At 45.2% G+C, this 16776-nt stretch carries 20 protein-coding genes and 2 pseudogenes; 18 read left to right on the top strand and 4 right to left on the bottom strand.

What is annotated here, in order from left to right; all coding sequences use genetic code 11:
• The 10 genes and pseudogenes from RMO52_RS11670 to RMO52_RS11715 all read left to right on the top strand — a co-directional run.
• Positions 1 to 2084: pseudogene (locus RMO52_RS11670) on the top strand (helicase); the annotation flags it as partial.
• Between the two features lie 136 nt (positions 2085 to 2220).
• Positions 2221 to 2403 (top strand): hypothetical protein, encoded by a 183-nt coding sequence (locus tag RMO52_RS11675; RefSeq protein ID WP_310414254.1) that lies wholly within the window; start codon positions 2221 to 2223, stop codon positions 2401 to 2403.
• Positions 2404 to 2998: 595 nt separating this feature from the next.
• Positions 2999 to 3277, top strand: a complete 279-nt coding sequence (locus tag RMO52_RS11680; protein ID WP_309738651.1) for a DUF1816 domain-containing protein — start codon at positions 2999 to 3001, stop codon at positions 3275 to 3277.
• A 2-nt stretch (positions 3278 to 3279) separates the two neighbouring features.
• Positions 3280 to 3744 (top strand): pyridoxamine 5'-phosphate oxidase family protein, encoded by a 465-nt coding sequence (locus RMO52_RS11685; protein ID WP_310414257.1) that lies wholly within the window; start codon positions 3280 to 3282, stop codon positions 3742 to 3744.
• Between the two features lie 88 nt (positions 3745 to 3832).
• On the top strand, positions 3833 to 4213 hold the full coding sequence (locus RMO52_RS11690) for a DUF6632 domain-containing protein (protein ID WP_310414260.1): 381 nt from the start codon (positions 3833 to 3835) through the stop codon (positions 4211 to 4213).
• Positions 4214 to 4439: 226 nt separating this feature from the next.
• Entirely contained in the window at positions 4440 to 4952 is a 513-nt protein-coding gene (locus tag RMO52_RS11695) for an isoprenylcysteine carboxylmethyltransferase family protein (RefSeq protein ID WP_309741624.1), read from the top strand.
• 170 nt (positions 4953 to 5122) lie between these two features.
• Positions 5123 to 6496 (top strand): NAD-dependent succinate-semialdehyde dehydrogenase, encoded by a 1374-nt coding sequence (locus tag RMO52_RS11700; RefSeq protein WP_310414263.1) that lies wholly within the window; start codon positions 5123 to 5125, stop codon positions 6494 to 6496.
• 4 nt (positions 6497 to 6500) lie between these two features.
• Positions 6501 to 8162 (top strand): acetolactate synthase large subunit, encoded by a 1662-nt coding sequence (locus tag RMO52_RS11705; protein WP_310414266.1) that lies wholly within the window; start codon positions 6501 to 6503, stop codon positions 8160 to 8162.
• A 129-nt stretch (positions 8163 to 8291) separates the two neighbouring features.
• Positions 8292 to 8579, top strand: a complete 288-nt coding sequence (locus RMO52_RS11710) for a DUF1778 domain-containing protein (RefSeq protein ID WP_309741628.1) — start codon at positions 8292 to 8294, stop codon at positions 8577 to 8579.
• Positions 8570 to 9094 carry a GNAT family N-acetyltransferase gene (locus RMO52_RS11715; RefSeq protein WP_310414271.1) on the top strand — a complete coding sequence of 175 codons (525 nt, stop codon included), beginning with the start codon at positions 8570 to 8572 and terminating at the stop codon, positions 9092 to 9094. Before RMO52_RS11710 ends, RMO52_RS11715 begins: the two co-directional genes overlap by 10 nt.
• Here RMO52_RS11715 and RMO52_RS24710 read toward each other — a convergent pair.
• Positions 9078 to 9188 (bottom strand): annotated as a pseudogene (locus tag RMO52_RS24710) (NADP-dependent isocitrate dehydrogenase); the annotation flags it as partial. The gene RMO52_RS11715 and the pseudogene RMO52_RS24710 overlap by 17 nt on opposite strands.
• A gap of 184 nt (positions 9189 to 9372) precedes the next feature.
• On the opposite strand from RMO52_RS24710, the gene RMO52_RS11720 reads away from it, so the two are divergent.
• The 6 genes from RMO52_RS11720 (at position 9373) to RMO52_RS11745 (ending at position 12417) form a co-directional block, all read left to right on the top strand.
• A complete protein-coding gene (locus RMO52_RS11720) occupies positions 9373 to 10479 on the top strand; it encodes a PIN domain-containing protein (RefSeq protein WP_310414274.1) in 1107 nt (368 codons plus the stop codon).
• Between the two features lie 168 nt (positions 10480 to 10647).
• Positions 10648 to 11067, top strand: coding sequence for an element excision factor XisH family protein (locus tag RMO52_RS11725; protein WP_309741633.1), 420 nt, complete (start codon positions 10648 to 10650; stop codon positions 11065 to 11067).
• Entirely contained in the window at positions 11055 to 11396 is a 342-nt protein-coding gene (locus tag RMO52_RS11730) for a XisI protein (RefSeq protein ID WP_309741634.1), read from the top strand. The genes RMO52_RS11725 and RMO52_RS11730 overlap by 13 nt, the downstream gene beginning before the upstream one ends.
• Positions 11397 to 11528: 132 nt before the next feature.
• Positions 11529 to 11723, top strand: a complete 195-nt coding sequence (locus RMO52_RS11735; RefSeq protein WP_310414278.1) for a type II toxin-antitoxin system VapB family antitoxin — start codon at positions 11529 to 11531, stop codon at positions 11721 to 11723.
• Positions 11720 to 12121: a PIN domain nuclease gene (locus RMO52_RS11740; protein ID WP_310414281.1), complete on the top strand. Its 402-nt coding sequence runs from the start codon at positions 11720 to 11722 to the stop codon at positions 12119 to 12121. Before RMO52_RS11735 ends, RMO52_RS11740 begins: the two co-directional genes overlap by 4 nt.
• Positions 12122 to 12201: 80 nt before the next feature.
• A complete protein-coding gene (locus RMO52_RS11745; RefSeq protein WP_310414284.1) occupies positions 12202 to 12417 on the top strand; it encodes a hypothetical protein in 216 nt (71 codons plus the stop codon).
• Between the two features lie 114 nt (positions 12418 to 12531).
• Here RMO52_RS11745 and RMO52_RS11750 read toward each other — a convergent pair whose 3' ends face one another.
• Positions 12532 to 13815 carry a Glu/Leu/Phe/Val dehydrogenase gene (locus RMO52_RS11750; protein ID WP_310414287.1) on the bottom strand — a complete coding sequence of 428 codons (1284 nt, stop codon included), beginning with the start codon at positions 13813 to 13815 and terminating at the stop codon, positions 12532 to 12534.
• 154 nt (positions 13816 to 13969) lie between these two features.
• Here RMO52_RS11750 and RMO52_RS11755 point away from each other — a divergent pair, with 154 nt between their 5' ends.
• A complete protein-coding gene (locus RMO52_RS11755; protein ID WP_310414290.1) occupies positions 13970 to 14359 on the top strand; it encodes an HPF/RaiA family ribosome-associated protein in 390 nt (129 codons plus the stop codon).
• Positions 14325 to 15008 (top strand): phosphoribosyltransferase, encoded by a 684-nt coding sequence (locus tag RMO52_RS11760; RefSeq protein ID WP_310414293.1) that lies wholly within the window; start codon positions 14325 to 14327, stop codon positions 15006 to 15008. The genes RMO52_RS11755 and RMO52_RS11760 overlap by 35 nt, the downstream gene beginning before the upstream one ends.
• A gap of 159 nt (positions 15009 to 15167) precedes the next feature.
• On the opposite strand, the gene RMO52_RS11765 is transcribed toward RMO52_RS11760, so the two are convergent.
• Positions 15168 to 16220 carry a fatty acid desaturase gene (locus RMO52_RS11765; protein ID WP_310414296.1) on the bottom strand — a complete coding sequence of 351 codons (1053 nt, stop codon included), beginning with the start codon at positions 16218 to 16220 and terminating at the stop codon, positions 15168 to 15170.
• 240 nt (positions 16221 to 16460) lie between these two features.
• Positions 16461 to 16776, bottom strand: a 316-nt coding sequence (locus RMO52_RS11770) for an exopolysaccharide biosynthesis protein (protein ID WP_310414299.1), incomplete at its 5' end; no start/stop codon positions are given.

Genomic DNA, 16776 nt, shown 5'->3' on the forward strand with positions numbered 1-16776 from the left:
AAAACTATGGCGGTGCCTTTGTTTCCGACGTTGTGGGCTTAGGTAAAAGCTATATCGGAGCCGCGATCGTTAAATGGATGGAACAACACGAACGCGCTCGTACCCTGATTATCTGTCCGCCACCATTGATAGAAATGTGGGAAAGATACAATGAAAAGTATCAACTCAATGCGCGGGTACTCTCAATGGGAATGCTCAAAAGCGATGATGAGCATGGTTTACGCACCTTACTCGAAGACGAAAAGTATAAACATCGCGACTTTGTACTAGTTGATGAAAGCCATCACCTCCGCAATTATGGCACCCAACGATATAAAGTCTTGCAAGCATATCTAGCCGCTGGCGACAAGCGGTGCTGTTTTCTCACAGCTACACCCCGCAATAAAAGTGCTAAGGATATTTATCACCAAATCAAACTATTTCACCAAACCGATATTACCAACCTCCCGATCGATCCACCCGATCTCAAGCAGTATTTTCAGATGGTGGAAAAAGGCGATCGCAATCTCCCCGATCTGCTCTCACACATCCTGATTCGCCGCACCCGCAGTCATATTCTCCGCTTCTATGGATTGGACTCGGAAACCAACTTATCGATCGCCAGTAGCCCCCACATCAACGAATATTTATCCGGTCAACGTAAAGCCTATATTCTCGTCGGTGGTAGACACCAATACTTCCCCAAACGACGGCTAGAAACGATCGAATACAGCATTGAAGACACCTACAACGGACTATATCAACAGCTTCGCCAGTATCTCGGTAAATCCAACAAACAAAAATCGCTCAGAACTCTCACCAACACCCTCTGTTATGCCCGTTATGGCTTGGGTAACTATGTTTTGGCTGCCAAGCAGCAACAAGAGCCATACAAAGGACTCCAGACCGCTGGAGCCAATCTCCGAGGTTTAATCCGAGTCCTATTATTCAAACGATTTGAATCCAGCGTCTATGCCTTTCAACAGACGATCGATCGAATGATTCTCGCTCACAATCGTTTTTTAATTGGACTTCAGGAAGGGATTATCCCCGCTGGCAAAGATGCCCAAGTTATTCTCAACGATGAGGAAGCGGCTGGTGAAGATGAGTTAGACATCATCGAGGCACTGCGATCTGTATCTGGTAAGTATGACATCGAAGATTTCGATCGAGCAAAGCTCACCAAACATATCGCTCACGATCTGAAGATTCTCAAACAGATTCACCAATTAGTCGCCCCTATCACCCCCGCCCAAGATGCCAAGCTGCAAACCCTCAAACAGTGGTTAGCCAAACCCGATATTCAGGGTAAAAAGCAGATTATTTTTACTCAGTATGCAGACACAGCCCAATATCTGTACAACCAAATTACCGAGAATAGCCAGTTAGATTTATTCGATCTAGAACCAGTCCCATTAATCGATCTCACCGATGCTGAAGAAATGCTCCGCCAACTCCAACAACATAATCCTGCTGAGTTCGATCGCATTGTCAATTTACCCAACGGTATCCGCACAGCCAAATTAGCCCAAGAAACGGGTACATTTGTCTTCTGTGAATCCAGTAATATTAACGATCCAAGTGAGAAGAGATATCCACAGCTATTATTGCTCGATCGATCTGGTGAAATTATCAGCCGTGATATTTCCAAGATTCTATCGATTATTGCTACCAAAGAAGATACACCAACAACACTATTACCCCAAACTCATAATCAAACTGTTACCCAAACTCTCCGCCGATTTAGTAAAGAGGTGAAAATCCGTCAATCGGAACAGCGTAATGTTAAACTCACTCCTGCTCAGAACTATATTTTGAAAGAGCTAGGAAAATTATTTAAAGACAATGCGGAAGAAGATCTGCAATCGACTATTAACGAACTCATCAAAACTGTAAGATCTATCCATAATCCGATCGTTCTACAAGAGTTAAAAAACATCAAAAATAATGGTTTCACCGGAAAGCCATTGCTAAACAAACTAATTTATTTGTATCAGCAGTACGATCTTAAAGCTCAAACAAATTCTAGATCGGAGTCAACAAGAGATCGATCGATCTCTAAAATTATCTGTAGCAGTACATTACAAGGATTGGGTAAAAGCTAATTTTTCGCTGAACCCATAAGATGCTGTGTTTGGATAGCCGCCGTGAGTGTATAGAGATCTAGGACTGAAAAAACTCACAAGTTTCTCATTATTACCATCTAATCTTGAGAAATAGCCAGCGATGGAGAGTTAGATTATGAACGCACCTATCGATTCCGAACGAAGCACCGAAAAAGTTTATGCTGAGTTTGCAATGGGGATCGATAGGTATAATCTGATCGAGACATCACCAGCAGAGTCATTACCAGCGCGATCGAGTAGCATAGATTCATTATTCATATTACCCTCCGCTCCCCAAGCTGAAGTTAGAAATTATTGACTCATTTCTATAACTTGAGATTATTAGATCGAGATGAGGAACTTGTGAAGACGATCCAAGCTAATTTCCACACAAGTTCCTTAGATTTGAGTCATATAGTGGAAGTTGAGTCCCATCTAGCTACCGCAGGGCGTTCCCATGCCGTTGGCGTAGCCTGCCGGAGGCAATCGACAACAATCACAAAAACGAGCGACCCAAACGCTGGATTCCGAATATTGCCCGAGTTAAGTATGTTCTAGTTTCATTCTGGTTGATGAGCGACTCGTACTGAGCGACAGCAGTTGGCATAGCCTGCCGTAAGCACAGTATAGCCGTTGGCGTAGCCTCGCCTTTGGCGACATCACAACCCAACCGACAGATCCTTGCACTGAGCTAATTTCCGCTAAGTTTCTTGAAAGAGGCTCCGCTAACGATCCTGTCGCTGATGTGCAAATTGCAGCCATTAGTAATGGCTTACATTTACAACATCTACACAAAAACTCACGCTAAAAGAACGAACGCTATGACATTAAGTAATGAACCTTTTCTATCTATCTACCCAACTCTTCATCCGAACGATCGCCTTCCCCTAAGCTCGTTCATAGCTCATCTACATTTGAATAATAAACTATTAACAAAGGTCTTAAATCTTTGGACTTATACTCTAAATGCTTGCCGTCAAGCTTGGTGGATCGAAATTTTTACAGAACACCCCAAATGCACATATTATTTTGGGCCATTTGCAGGTGCAGAGGAAGCACATGTGGCAAGCAAAGGCTTTGTGGAAGATCTCGAAAGAGAATTTGCCCAAGGCATCAAAATCAAAATTGACAGGCATTCTCAACCAGATTTATTAACTATCGAACATGACACTTTCAACTCATTAGGAGCATAATTATGTTAGATATCGACGAAATGAGTTCTAAAGAAATCTACGAACTATTACGCAAAGTGGGGTATGGACATCTTGGTTTCACCCATGAAGGGAAACCCTACGTGATGCCAATGCACTACTACCTCGAAGGTGAAGAAATTTATATGTTCACCACTGAAGGAATGAAGACACATGACATCGATGCTAGTCCACAAGTCTGTCTCCAAGTCGAAGAAATTGTTAACGATCCCCTGCATTGGCGCAGCGTAATTATCAGCGGACAAGCCAAACGGCTGACCGAACAGCCAGAGATATCGCGGATTTGGCAACTCATCAAAGAGATTAATCCCACACTTTCACCCGCTCTCAATCGGACTTGGATCGATTCTTGGGGACGAGCCGAAGTAGTTGCCATCTATCGGGTGTGTCCCAGTGAAATGAGCGGACGCACGACTGATGGTGTCAGCAGCAGGCAGTTAGTCGGGTGAGTTGCTAGCGATAATCCGAGCTACTGTGCGGGGAAAAATTGCGACACTAGCGCAAATAACATTACAAATATAGGCGGAGGTTAGAGTAATGAACGAACGTCATCGGTACTTACAAATCGCCCTGGTTGTAGTTGGCATTGCCTTTTTGCTTATCTATCCGCTCATCGAAATTTGGCCGTCAGGCTGGGGATGGCAGCCAGATCATTCCAAATCCGAACAGATGGTTGTCGGTGTTTATGCGACGCTTGGGGTCTTTTTGCTGGGGGCTGCTCGCAAACCAGAACTGCACCTGAGCTTAATTTGGTTCACTGTCTGGTCGAGTGCTGTCCACGGGCTAATTATGGCAGTACAGGCAGTAACTGACTCCGCAGAACGCGGACATCTCTTCGGCGATGTTCCAGCATTAATTTTGGTGGCAATTGTCCTTGCTCTCCTGACCCCCCGCGACATGGTGCCAATGCAAGAATGAGCTTGGCATCATAATTGCACCAATGGCATAGAATATTTGGCAAGTCAGTCATCGTCTGATTCCGGCTTGGTTAGGGTTGATTTTAACCCACTCTTGAGATGGTGGAGGTACTGCGATAGGTGGCTTTTGGTCTGCCTTATAATAACCATTTTAGCGTGGGACACTGCTATCGTTGGCGTAGCCGCGCTCGAAGTAGGTAATCGGCTAAAATGATGATAAATAATCCATGAAACTATTATCAGATTGGGGTATTACTGGTGACTGGTGGCGAGGCGATCGTGGTGAATACTGGGTAATTTATCAAGGCATTTTACTACTTATTTTTGCTCTCGCACCACCAAATACACCTAATTTTATCGATTTAAATACATCTGTTTGGCAGTATTTGAGTTTGATTTTGGCAGCTATCTTCAGCATTTTAGCAATAGTTTTCCTGGGTCAATCGCTCTTCGATCTGGGTCGAAACCTCACGCCATTACCCCACCCTAGAGATGATGGGCAATTAGTAAAAACTGGTATCTATGGAATTGTCAGGCATCCTTTATATGGTGGGGTAATTTACCTGGCTTTAGCTTATGCAAGCTGGCGGATGAGTTGGGTACATGTGGTAGGTTCGATCGTTTTGTTCGTATTTTTTGATGCTAAGTCCAGAACAGAAGAAGTTTGGCTGACAGAAAAGTTTCCAGACTATGCTAATTATTCTACTGTTGTCAAGAAGTTGATTCCTTGGATTTATTAGTTGTAGTGACTGACTGAATAACTAAGCAGCCAGCGATCGATCGATTATCTGAGACAGATGCAGCATCAATGTAAATTTTCATCATGTTTATCATGTGTTTTGATGTTACAGCCCCGAAGTTTGTCACGATCGAATGAGGGCACTCTCTAGCTAAGGGATAGACTAAACCAATGGGTATTGCCAGTATCAATCCGACGACAGGGCAACAACTGAAAATTTTCCCAACTCTCTCCGATGATGTCCTCAAAGCCAAAATTATCGAATCGGGGCGGGTGTTTCAGGACTATCGCCATACCTCCCTGACGCAACGGAGTCAATGGCTCCATCAGGCGGCAAACCTCCTGCGGGACGATCGACAGTCCTTTGAGTGGGCGAAACTCATGACCCTAGAGATGGGCAAACCGATCGAACAGGCGATCGCCGAAATCCAAAAATGTGCTTGGGTTTGTGACTATTATGCAGAGCATGGGGCAGAGTTTTTAGCCCCCGAAATAGTTGCCACTGATGCCAGTCAATCTCGGATTGAATATCAACCGCTCGGCACGATTTTAGCCGTCATGCCGTGGAATTTTCCATTTTGGCAGGTATTTAGATTCGCCGCGCCCACCCTGATGGCGGGGAATGTGGCTCTGCTCAAACATGCTTCTAATGTGCCCCAGTGCGCGATCGCGATCGAAGATATTTTCCTTCAAGCTGGGTTTCCGCCAGGGGTATTTCAAACCCTGTTAATTTCCGCAGATCGAGTCGAATCCGTCATCAGATCGCCCCAAGTCAAAGCTGCCACCCTCACGGGCAGCGAACCCGCTGGAGCCAGTTTAGCCCAAGCAGCCGGAGCAGTTCTCAAAAAAACCGTGCTGGAACTAGGCGGTAGCGATCCGTTTATCGTGACGACGAGTGCGGATCTGGATGAGGCTGTCGCTGTCGGGGTAAAGGCACGACTGCTCAATAATGGGCAATCCTGCATTGCTGCCAAACGGTTCATCGTGCTAGATGAGATCGCCGATGATTTTAGCACCAAGTTTGTGGCGGCATTTAGCCAGCTCCAGATCGGGGACCCATTACAGACTGCGACTAATGTTGGCCCCTTGGCGACCTTGGCGGGTTTGGAGCAGATCGATCGACAGGTACGAGATTCGATCGCGGGTGGAGCGGAATGTTTAATTGGCGGTAAACCTTGGTCTGGATTACCAGGCTTTTTTTATGAACCTACTATTCTCAAGAATATTCCCCCCACTTGTGCCACCTACCGCGATGAATTTTTTGGCCCCGTGGCGTTGCTATTTACAGTACCCGATCTGGATGCCGCGATCGCGCTGGCGAATGACAGTCCCTTTGCTTTGGGTGCGAGTGCGTGGACTCAGAATGCTACAGAACGCGATCGCTTAATTTGCGAATTAGAAGCGGGTTCGGTGTTTATTAATGGTATGGTCAAATCCGATCCGCGTCTGCCCTTTGGCGGCATTAAACGATCGGGTTACGGTCGGGAACTCGGACGACCAGGCATTCTAGAATTTGTCAATATCAAAACTATCTGGATTAAATGAGCCTATGAATACGGCAGAATTATTGGTGCAATGCCTGGAAAACGAAGGCGTGAAGTATATTTTTGGACTTCCAGGCGAAGAAAATCTCCACATCCTCGAAGCACTCAAGGGTTCTACGATTCAATTTGTGACCTGTCGGCACGAGCAAGGAGCCGCATTTATGGCAGACGTATACGGTCGTTTGACCGGACAGGCGGGGGTCTGTCTGTCTACATTGGGGCCAGGGGCAACCAACCTGATGACGGGGGTAGCTGATGCCAATCTGGATGGGGCACCACTGATTGCGATTACCGGACAGGTGAGTACCGATCGAATGCACATCTTATCCCATCAGTATCTCGACTTAGTGGCGATGTTTGCACCGATTACCAAGTGGAGCAAACAAATCGTCCAGCCCAATAGTACCGCCGAAATCGTCCGCAAAGCCTTTCACGTTGCCCAGTCGGAAACGCCTGGTGCGGTGCATATCGACGTACCGGAAAATGTCGCGGCAATGCCAGCAACGGTGAAACCCTTGCATAAAAATGGCGCGAGTCGAGTTTATGCTGCCTTTGCCAGTCTCGATCGAGCCGCCATCGCTATTGCCCAAGCCCAGAACCCGTTAATATTAGTCGGCAACGGTGCGATCCGCTCTCATGCCAGTCTTGCTCTCACGGAATTGGCTACTCAACTAAATTTACCCGTCGTCAATACCTTTATGGGTAAGGGAGTCATCCCCTATACCCATCCGTCCGCTCTGTGGTCGGTGGGTCTGCAACAGCGGGACTACATTAGCTGCGGATTCGATCGCACTGATTTGGTAATTGCCGTCGGCTACGATCTGATTGAATACTCGCCTAAAAAATGGAATCCTACGGGCGAAATTCCGATCGTCCATATTGCCGAAGTCTCAGCAGAGATCGATAGTAGTTATATTCCCCAGGTTGAGGTGGTGGGCGACATTGCCGACTCGCTCCAGGAGATTCTGCAACGGTGTCAAAAGTCGTCAGATGCTAAATCTAAACCCGAACCCCATGCCCTATCGCTCCGTGAGGAAATTCGGACAGATTACGAGCAATATGCAGACGATCGCGGCTTTCCGATTCGCCCTCAAAAACTGATCTACGATCTGCGGCAGGTTTTAGGCGATGACGATATTCTGATTTCGGACGTGGGTGCCCATAAAATGTGGATCGCCCGTCACTATCACTGCGCAAAACCGAATACCTGTTTGATTTCTAACGGTTTTGCGGCGATGGGAATTGCGATTCCCGGCGCGATCGCAGCTAAGTTAGTTTATCCCGATCGTCAGGTGATTGCCGCTACGGGAGATGGGGGGTTCATGATGAATATGCAGGAGCTAGAAACTGCGCTGCGCCTGAATACTCCCTTCGTGACGCTGATTTTTAACGACGGGGGCTATGGGCTGATTGAATGGAAGCAAATGCAGCAGTTTGGGGTGTCTTCGTTCGTTAAGTTTGGCAATCCTGATTTCGTGAAGTTGGCTGAGAGTATGGGGTTGAAGGGATACCGGATTGCTGAGACTGCGGATTTTATTCCCACGCTTCAAGAGGCTCTAGCTCAAGATGTTCCGGCGATAATTGACTGTCCAGTTGATTATCGGGAGAATCTTCTCTTTAGCCAAAAATCCAAGACTTTGGACTGTCTGATTACGGAGGATGCCTAATCATCAACTGCATAAAGTCAAAAATTGACTTTATGCAGTCGATCGACAGATCCCAATATACGATCTATTTCCGTGTAGACGATCGATCCACAATATGTAAAAATTAGAATAAATAAGGCTAAAGATATTATGTCTTCTTCCTCAGTCTCTCGATCTCCTCGCGATAGTAGCATGAATATCCGTCTCAACCGTCAGCAAAGAGATACACTCGATCGAGCCGCGAGTTGTCTGGGCAAAAATCGGTCTGATTTTGTCTTGGAAGTAGCTTGTCGGGAAGCAGAACATGTGTTGTTAGATCAAGCTTATATTGCCGTTAGTGAAGAGACGTTTGCCAATTTTTGCCAAATGTTGGATTCACCACCAGAGCCTTCAGAGGGCTTACGAAAACTGATGCAGGTAAAAGCACCTTGGGCATAACACCATCGCCATTGCAACCACCTGTACCCTTAACAGCAAATCATTTAGTCACAGATTTCGACTGTGGTGTTGATTCGCTCAATGAATGGCTGAGTAAACGAGCGTGGAAAAATCACACGATCGATGTATCGCGAACATTTGTAGTTACCGATGGTGAAATTGTCGTCGGTTATTATTGCCTCAGCAGCGCAGCAATTGACAGAATTGAAATGCCCAAAGCGCGACAACGCAACATGCCAGATCCGATTCCCGCAGCACTAATCGGTCGGCTGGCTGTCGATTTACGGTATCAAGGACAAAAAATAGGCGTGAGTTTGCTGCAAGATGCAATCTGCCGAATTGTTACAGCATCAAACAGCGTTGGCATGGCTTATATTTTGGTTCATGCTTTGGATGATGGAGCAAAACGTTTTTATGAAATTAATGGTTTTGTGGCAATTCCCGAACGACCATTGACGCTATTTTTGCCTGTTGCTACTGCTGTCGTCGCCGCGATACAATCTCAGGAGCTTTGATAAACGCTTGGACAATAGGTAGAAATGAGTAAGTCGCCAAAGCCAGAGCTTCATCGGTAAAAGCGTAGACGATTTTCGAGGGTTGGGCTGTTATGGCTGTTGTTGGTATGGTATGGGTGCGTGTCGCGGGAACTCCGAACCATTATTTTGGCATCTCTGGGGATTTGGGGGTAGTGTAATTGGCTAAATGGAGAATCCAAGGTTAATATGTTGATGTTTATATGCTTGAATTGCAACAGTATATATATGAAGAAAATATAATTTCGATGTAACCTTACATGAATATTGTTTTGGACACAAATATAATAGTCGCCGATCCTTGGTTGAGAGGTAATACATTTAAAATTTTGCTAGAAAACTTTGAAAGAGTAGGCCATTCTCTTTTTACGCCAATAATAGTTATTGATGAGGCAACTAATATATATCGCAAAAATCTGAGTGATACACTCGAAAAATACAAGAATAATATTGACTTAATCAGTAAGTCAATTCGTCAAAATCTGGATGATTCACAAATTGACATAGATATAGAAAAACTTACTCAGGAATATAACATTTATTTACATCAAGAGTTAAAATGTAATCGTCAATCATCAAGATATATTTTTTATCCTGATGTTAGTCACCATCAAGTAGTCGAGCGTGCTTTAAAAAGACGCAAGCCTTTCTCAGAAAAAGGTAGGGGATACCAAGATGCGTTAATTTGGTATGGAATCCTCTCTACTATAGAAACTTATGATATTGAAAATGAGCCAATTGCTTTTATTAGCCAGAATACATCTGATTTTGCAGGCTGTGATAATCAATTACATATAGATTTAGTTCGAGATCTTATAGAAAGATCATTAGAGCCTGATTGTGTAATTTTTTATCCAAGCCTTAAATTATTTGTAGAAGATCAAATAACTAGATCATTTGACAAGCTTAGTAACTTACAAAAACAGCTAAACATTGGAGGTGAGAAGGAAGAATGGTTTAGAAAAAACTTTATTGAAAGCTTGTTTTTAGAACTAAAAAATTATAAAATTACTCAAGTAGAGACAGCATTTCCGAAAGCACTTGGAAATTTAGAAATTTTAGAAGTTGATGAGCTTCTTGATTATTCCGTTTCCGAAGTAAGACGATCGAATGTTATTAGAGCATCTTATGTGGTCTTAGAAGTGAGTTCGCGTGTTGTATGTAAAGTTTCAGCAGTGTTGAATGAGTTAGCTATCATAGATTCCAATTTTCTAAATCTAAAAATCCAATCTATAAAAAATATTGATAATAATTATCCTATTATAATTACGAATATTACTGTTAGCGTATTAGGAGTATCTATATATTATGAGAACGAAGGTATCTCAGTAGAAACTGATACAGTAATAGCTCTAGAATGTTTGTAGTTTAAGGTTATTAATTATTATATAACCTCACCTAAAACTTTATGATTCACTCGACAATAGATAGGTAGATCGATGCCCACATTTATCATATTAGAAAAGCCCGAAATCTGGACAGTGAGAACTTCTCATCCTAGATCGATCTAAACTTTTTAAGGAAAACTCTAAACCATGCCAGCCCGTGACTATTATCATGAAGTAGTACGCATCGCCCTTCAAAAAGACGGGTGGACGATTACCCACGATCCTTACCGTCTCAAACTTGCCCGCAAAAAGAACCTGTACATAGATTTAGGAGCCGAACAACTCATCGGAGCCGAAAAAGACATCCAGAAAATCGCCGTTGAAATTAAGAGCTTCCGCAGTCCTTCCGAAATGAAAGATCTCGAAGAAGCCCTAGGTCAATTTATTTTGTACGATCGACTCTTAAACCGCCACGAACCAGATCGAAAACTATATTTAGCAGTTCCTGAAGATGTTAGAGCATCAATATTTGAAGAAGAAGCTGGGCAAGTTCTAATCGAAGAAAAGATAATTCGCCTATTTACTTTTGATTTCAATCAACAAGAGGTCGTCAAATGGATAACATAAACGTCGAAAAGCTCCAACAAGCTAGCATCAAAGTCCTGCGAGATTATTATGAATTTCTAGGAGACGACCCTGAAAGCGAACTGCAATTAGTCATCGATGAAAAAAATCATCACTACTTACTTCTCGAAGCTGGTTGGCACAAAAACCAAAGAATTTATGGCAACCTCATTCATCTCGATATCATCCAAGACAAAATCTGGATTCAACAAGACGGCACGGAAATCGGTATTGCTAACGAACTCGTAGCCCTAGATATCTCTCCCCAGCAAATCGTTCTAGCTTTCAAAACACTAGAACGCCGTAAAATTACTGATTTCGCCGTATCTTAAATCCAATTCGAGCGATCTTAGTGGCGATTCGGCAAAGCCGACGCTGCGCGAACGTGAAATTGCGATCGACAAGAGACACGCAGGCATTTTGCGGTTATGATGTGTATAAATAGCGTTATTGATACACATCACATGAGAACCAACATCACGATCGATGATGATTTGATGGAAGCAGCGATGCAAGCAACAGGGGTTAAATCCAAGAAAGAGACAGTAGAACTGGGCTTGCAAACTTTGGTGCGCCTATATCGGCAGCAGAGTATCAGAGATTTCAAGGGTAAGCTCCAGTGGGATGGAGACTTGGATGAGATGAGAACCGACCGATGATTATTGTAGACTCTAGTGTTTGGATTGACTACTTTAACGGTCGAGATATCCCCGAAGTTGCTACACTCGATCGACTATTAGAAACCGATTTACTGGCAGTTGGAGATCTGATTTTGGTAGAGGTGTTACAAGGTTTTCGTCAGGATAAAGATTATCAGACAGCTAAACGGCTGCTAACTTCTTTGACGGTGTTTGAGATGTTGGGTACTGAGATGGCGATGAAAAGCGCAGAAAATTTTAGAACTTTACGCAAAAAGGGGATTACGGTGAGGAAAACAATTGACGTAACGATCGCAACTTTTTGTATCGAACACGGTCACAAGCTACTGTTTTCTGACAAAGATTTTGCCCCGTTTGTCGAACATCTGGGTTTGATAAGTGTGAAGGAAAAGTTATAATTCTCCGTCTCTTAAATCCAATTCGACAGATCGATCGAATTGTTAAACTCATCGGTATATAGCCCCATGCGAAAACTCCAATGATTCCCCAACAGCTCCAAGATCGATCGCAACTAGAAAACCGTGTTGCTACTCTAGAAACAGAACTAGCTCAGATGAAAAAACTGCTGGCTGATATCCTTCAACCCGAACCACCAGTTCCCTGGTGGCTGCAAGTAGCAGGTAGCTTTGAAAACGATCCTGACTTTGATGAAGCCGTTCGCCTCGGACAAGAATGGCGCAAAACTGCTGAGTAGATATGTACATATTGGATACCGACCATCTCAGCCTCATTCGACGCAACGGGCAAGATTGTTCGATCGAATTTTCAGGTTTTAACATATTTATCCCAGACGATCGAGACACTAAAGTTAACTAGTATAGAAATCGCGGGTACCCTTAGCATCGATCGCTTCACCAATTCGATCGAGTGCATGAACGTAGGCAGCAGTCCGCATCGAAATCGATTTCTGTTGCGCGATCTCCCAAATCCGCTCGGTTTCCTTCACCATTTTCTGTTTTAAGCGATCGTTTACTTCCTCAACCGTCCAGTACAAACCACTCCGATTCTGTACCCATTCAAAATAACTCACCGTCACGCCACCCGCATTAATCAGAATGTCGGGGAAAACATGAATCCCGTTTGCCTCTAAAATGGCATCAGCAGCCGCCGTAATCGGGCCATTCGCCGCTTCAAAAATATACTTTGCCCGCACGGCATTGGCGTTTTTCTCGGTAATTTGATTCTCCATTGCCGCAGGTACGAGGATGTCTACATCTAGTGTCAGCAGTTCCTCATTAGTAATGGTTTCATACTCCAAGATATTGCAGACTGTCCCTTCGCAGTACGCGGCTTTGAGATTCCGCGTCGAGTGTTTGAACTGTTTGACGCTGGGAATATCCAGCCCCCCTTTGGCATAGATACCGCCCTGAGAGTCGCTCACCGCCACCACTCGATAACCAGCCTGCCATAGCAAATCGGCAATAACTACGCCCACATTCCCAAAGCCTTGGACGGCAACGGTGGTGTTTTCCCGCACTGTTTGAAATTTAGGCATCAGGGTTTCAATCGCAAAGAACGTACCCATACCTGTCGCGGTGTCCCGCCCCAGACTACCGACCATCGTCAGCGGTTTGCCTGTAATGGCAGCGGGGACGATTTTGCGGTGAATGGTATTGTAGCGATCGGCCATCCAACCCATAATCATGGAATTGGTTTGCACGTCTGGGGCGGGAATATCCACATCGGGGCCGATAAAGTCGGCGATCTCATTGATATAGCTTCGACTCAGCCGTTCTAGCTCCAATTTGGAGAGTTGTTTGGGATCGATCGTAATCCCACCTTTGGCACCGCCAAATGGTAAATCTAGTGCCGCACATTTGAAGGTCATCCAGAAGGCGAGGGATTTGACTTCATCGAGAGTAACGCTAGGATGATAGCGGATACCGCCCTTGGTGGGGCCTCTGGTGTCATCGTAGCGCACTCGATAACCTTGAAAAACTTGTAGAGAACCATTGTCCATCCGCACGGGGATAGAAACCTGCAAACTGGATTTAGGAAATTTGAGACGTTCGATCGCATCTTCAGAAATGGAGATGTGATGGAGAGCTGCATCTAGCCGTTGACTAGCTTCGGCAAATAAAGATTCTGTCATAGTTGTAGAGCGAACTTTTTGCTATTTGAGTTGTCATCATCCGTCTATTAGAGCCAAAGTCAAACCAGCTCGTGCAAGCCTGCATACTCACTCACAAGTTCCTCAGACTTTTATTCTACATTGAAGAGTGAGCAGCTCAAGAGGTTACGAAATTATGCGATTGACACCCCAAATCATTTGGCAAAATCTCTCCCCTTCAGACACGATTGAAGCTAAGATTCGCAAACATATAACCAAGTTAGAAAAATTCTCCGATCGTCTCAGTGATTGTCGCGTCGTCATCGCAGTACCCCATCGCCACCACCATCAAGGCAATATTTACCACGTCCAAATTAACCTAACTGTCCCTGGTAGCCAGTTAATCGTCAATCGTCAGCCGCAAACACCGCAGACACATGAAGATCTTGATGTTGCCATTAGCGATGCTTTTGAGAATGCCGAACGCCAACTCAAGGAGTATACACAGCTACGACGCGGCGAGATTAAAACACATGTAGGAGGTGCAACTGATGACGAGCGAGACTCGATTCCGCAATCGCACTGAAGCGGGGAAATTATTAGCGAACCAACTTACCCAGTATGCCAATCGCCCCGACGTCCTGGTGCTTGGAATTCCTCACGGTGGGGTAATAGTAGCCTTTGAGGTGGCAAAGGCACTCAACGCGCCCTTGGATATCTGTCTGGTGCGGAAACTGGGCGTACCCGGACATCCAGAACTGGCAATCGGGGCGGTTGCCGCTGACGGATTTGAGGTGTTGAATGAAGATCTGCTCGATTGGTTGCGAATTTCTGGACATACGATCGCGGCAGTTGCCGATCTCGAACTTCAGGAATTACAACACCACGATCTCATCTATCGCGGCGATCGATCGCCGCTAGATATCTGCGATCGAATTGTCATTTTGGTAGATGATGGATTGTCAACGGGTGCGATGATGCGAGCGGCAATTGGAATGCTCAAGCCCCAGCAACCACAGCGAATAATCATCGCCGTACCAGTTGCGCCGCTCGAAACAGGCGATCGATTGAGAACCGAAGTCGATGAGGTGGTGTGCTTGATGACCCCCTCACAGCTTGGTGGAATCGGTTTGTGGTATGAGCATTTTAATCAAACGACTGATGAGCAAGTGTGTGAATTGCTAGAGGCAGCGACCCGCAATCGTCAATCTAACGATCGATCTCTCTTGCGGTAGCAGAGACACCGTAAGCCAGTATGGAGAGAATAAGTAGCCTAGATCGATCGGATTTGGCATCACAACCTTTCCTCATCTACTTTTCCTCGTTCGACTAATTCAGATCGCCAGAATCATCATGTAGAGATGAACTCTCATACGATAATTATTATCCCGATCCTAGTGAGCGATCGCTGATTCGGTTCGAGAGAGTGGCAGCAAGTAGTGTCGATTCCGAATATCTTGAGGGTCAACCGCGCCAATTGTCGAAGGATGCTGACTTAGCTCGATCGTTTCGTGCAGATAACCTTTGCCCTGAAGCATCAGTGGCAAGCCATTCCGTTGTAAAACTTCCTGAATGCGCTCGAATGCCACGGGCAAGCGATTGAAGGGGATGTCTGGGAACGCATGATGAACGGCATGATAATTCAGTCCGCCCATCAGCCAGCCGAATCCAGGATAGGTGTCTAGGTTGCGACAGGCGTAGAGTTGCGTCAATTGATAGCCGCCAGTTTGTCCCCACATGCCATAGTGTTCCAATCGATCGCGCATCTGGGCAATCGCGCCAATCGTTCGCTCCAAAATCAGCCAGAACAGCAGATAGCGACCGATTTCACCGCGTTGACTAAAAAATACCAGTAATCCACATTGGATCGTGAGTATGCCCATCAGATCGAGCCAGAACTGTCTTTGCAATTGCGGCAGTACAGTTCTCAATTTCCAGCCATGGATCGACGTTTTGAGAATCAACCCGATGCCACCGAGGACAAACATATCTAATAGCCCCTGATGGCAGACATACCAGCGCAGGATGGGATTTGCCCGTTGGTACTCAGCTTGCGTCCACTGCACGCGCTCTGGGTCGCGCAGGTCGATTCCATTCCAGCCGTGATGCAAGCGATGTAGTAGCGTATACGTGCCATAGGGCCAGAGCATCGGCCAGGTGGTCAGACGGGGCAAAATTGTCTCAAACCACGGCCAGCCCGTGAGGGTGTAGTGAACCGTATCGTGACTACAGATAATCCAGAACGCATAAAAGATGCCTGCGATTGCCGTAATTGCCATGAAAGCGAACAGATTGTTGACTGACCAGGCTAGTGCCATTAAACCAATTACGATCGCGCCAATCGTCACAAACCGGAATAGGCCAACCACAGGATCGACCTGACGTAAATCGGCAATTGCGGTATGCAGTTCTGTTGTAAGCATGTCTGAAGCCGAAATACTACTCATACCGTACCTTCTATCTGAACGCACTGCTACGGGGTAATTTAATCCGATCGACCAGAGTGCAGTCGATATTTATAAACTCTCCGCAAGACAATCTTACGATAAACGATCGACATGAGAAACTTGTGAGTAAAACTACAACACCAGATTATCGATTGCTAATTATAGACTGCTCAGATTATTTTAATTGAAGGGCAACCATCCGCTAGAAGATAACTAATGAATATGAGGAAGTTGTGAGTGTTAACTGTTAAGAATAAATATTTGCCACCAATGATATGCTAATTGCCAAATTGTTCCTGCAATACTGGCAAAGAAGATCGTTGTCGCCACAGTCATCCCATAGCCGATGAGCATAAATAATCCATCAAATTCTAGCAGCCCGATCGCCAGGAATAAAATTGTATAAGCCGGGGCGAGATTGGTAAGTGGAATTGGTAACGGTAGCGACATCAATAGCGCATTCCAAGCCAAACAAGCTCCCGTAATTCGATATCCCCACCCACTATTACTAAACCGCGAAAATCGATGTCTGGACATCTTTTCTAATGGTTTAAGC

It is taken from the genome of Chamaesiphon sp. OTE_8_metabat_110, from assembly GCF_031382685.1.
Taxonomy (GTDB): Bacteria; Cyanobacteriota; Cyanobacteriia; order Cyanobacteriales; family Chamaesiphonaceae; genus Chamaesiphon.

Bases quoted from the DNA above. Each gene is read 5' to 3' on its own strand.
- RMO52_RS11690 (WP_310414260.1), top strand. From the start codon at position 3,833: ATGAACGAACGTCATCGGTACTTACAAATCGCCCTGGTTGTAGTTGGC.
- RMO52_RS11750 (WP_310414287.1), bottom strand. From the start codon at position 13,815: ATGACAGAATCTTTATTTGCCGAAGCTAGTCAACGGCTAGATGCAGCT.
- RMO52_RS11765 (WP_310414296.1), bottom strand. From the start codon at position 16,220: ATGAGTAGTATTTCGGCTTCAGACATGCTTACAACAGAACTGCATACC.
- RMO52_RS11745 (WP_310414284.1), top strand. From the start codon at position 12,202: ATGATTCCCCAACAGCTCCAAGATCGATCGCAACTAGAAAACCGTGTT.
- RMO52_RS11710 (WP_309741628.1), top strand. From the start codon at position 8,292: ATGTCTTCTTCCTCAGTCTCTCGATCTCCTCGCGATAGTAGCATGAAT.
- RMO52_RS11740 (WP_310414281.1), top strand. From the start codon at position 11,720: ATGATTATTGTAGACTCTAGTGTTTGGATTGACTACTTTAACGGTCGA.
- RMO52_RS11720 (WP_310414274.1), top strand. From the start codon at position 9,373: ATGAATATTGTTTTGGACACAAATATAATAGTCGCCGATCCTTGGTTG.
- RMO52_RS11700 (WP_310414263.1), top strand. From the start codon at position 5,123: ATGGGTATTGCCAGTATCAATCCGACGACAGGGCAACAACTGAAAATT.
- RMO52_RS11705 (WP_310414266.1), top strand. From the start codon at position 6,501: ATGAATACGGCAGAATTATTGGTGCAATGCCTGGAAAACGAAGGCGTG.
- RMO52_RS11685 (WP_310414257.1), top strand. From the start codon at position 3,280: ATGTTAGATATCGACGAAATGAGTTCTAAAGAAATCTACGAACTATTA.
- RMO52_RS11735 (WP_310414278.1), top strand. From the start codon at position 11,529: ATGAGAACCAACATCACGATCGATGATGATTTGATGGAAGCAGCGATG.
- RMO52_RS11760 (WP_310414293.1), top strand. From the start codon at position 14,325: ATGACGAGCGAGACTCGATTCCGCAATCGCACTGAAGCGGGGAAATTA.
- RMO52_RS11725 (WP_309741633.1), top strand. From the start codon at position 10,648: ATGCCAGCCCGTGACTATTATCATGAAGTAGTACGCATCGCCCTTCAA.
- RMO52_RS11675 (WP_310414254.1), top strand. From the start codon at position 2,221: ATGAACGCACCTATCGATTCCGAACGAAGCACCGAAAAAGTTTATGCT.
- RMO52_RS11695 (WP_309741624.1), top strand. From the start codon at position 4,440: ATGAAACTATTATCAGATTGGGGTATTACTGGTGACTGGTGGCGAGGC.
- RMO52_RS11755 (WP_310414290.1), top strand. From the start codon at position 13,970: ATGCGATTGACACCCCAAATCATTTGGCAAAATCTCTCCCCTTCAGAC.
- RMO52_RS11730 (WP_309741634.1), top strand. From the start codon at position 11,055: ATGGATAACATAAACGTCGAAAAGCTCCAACAAGCTAGCATCAAAGTC.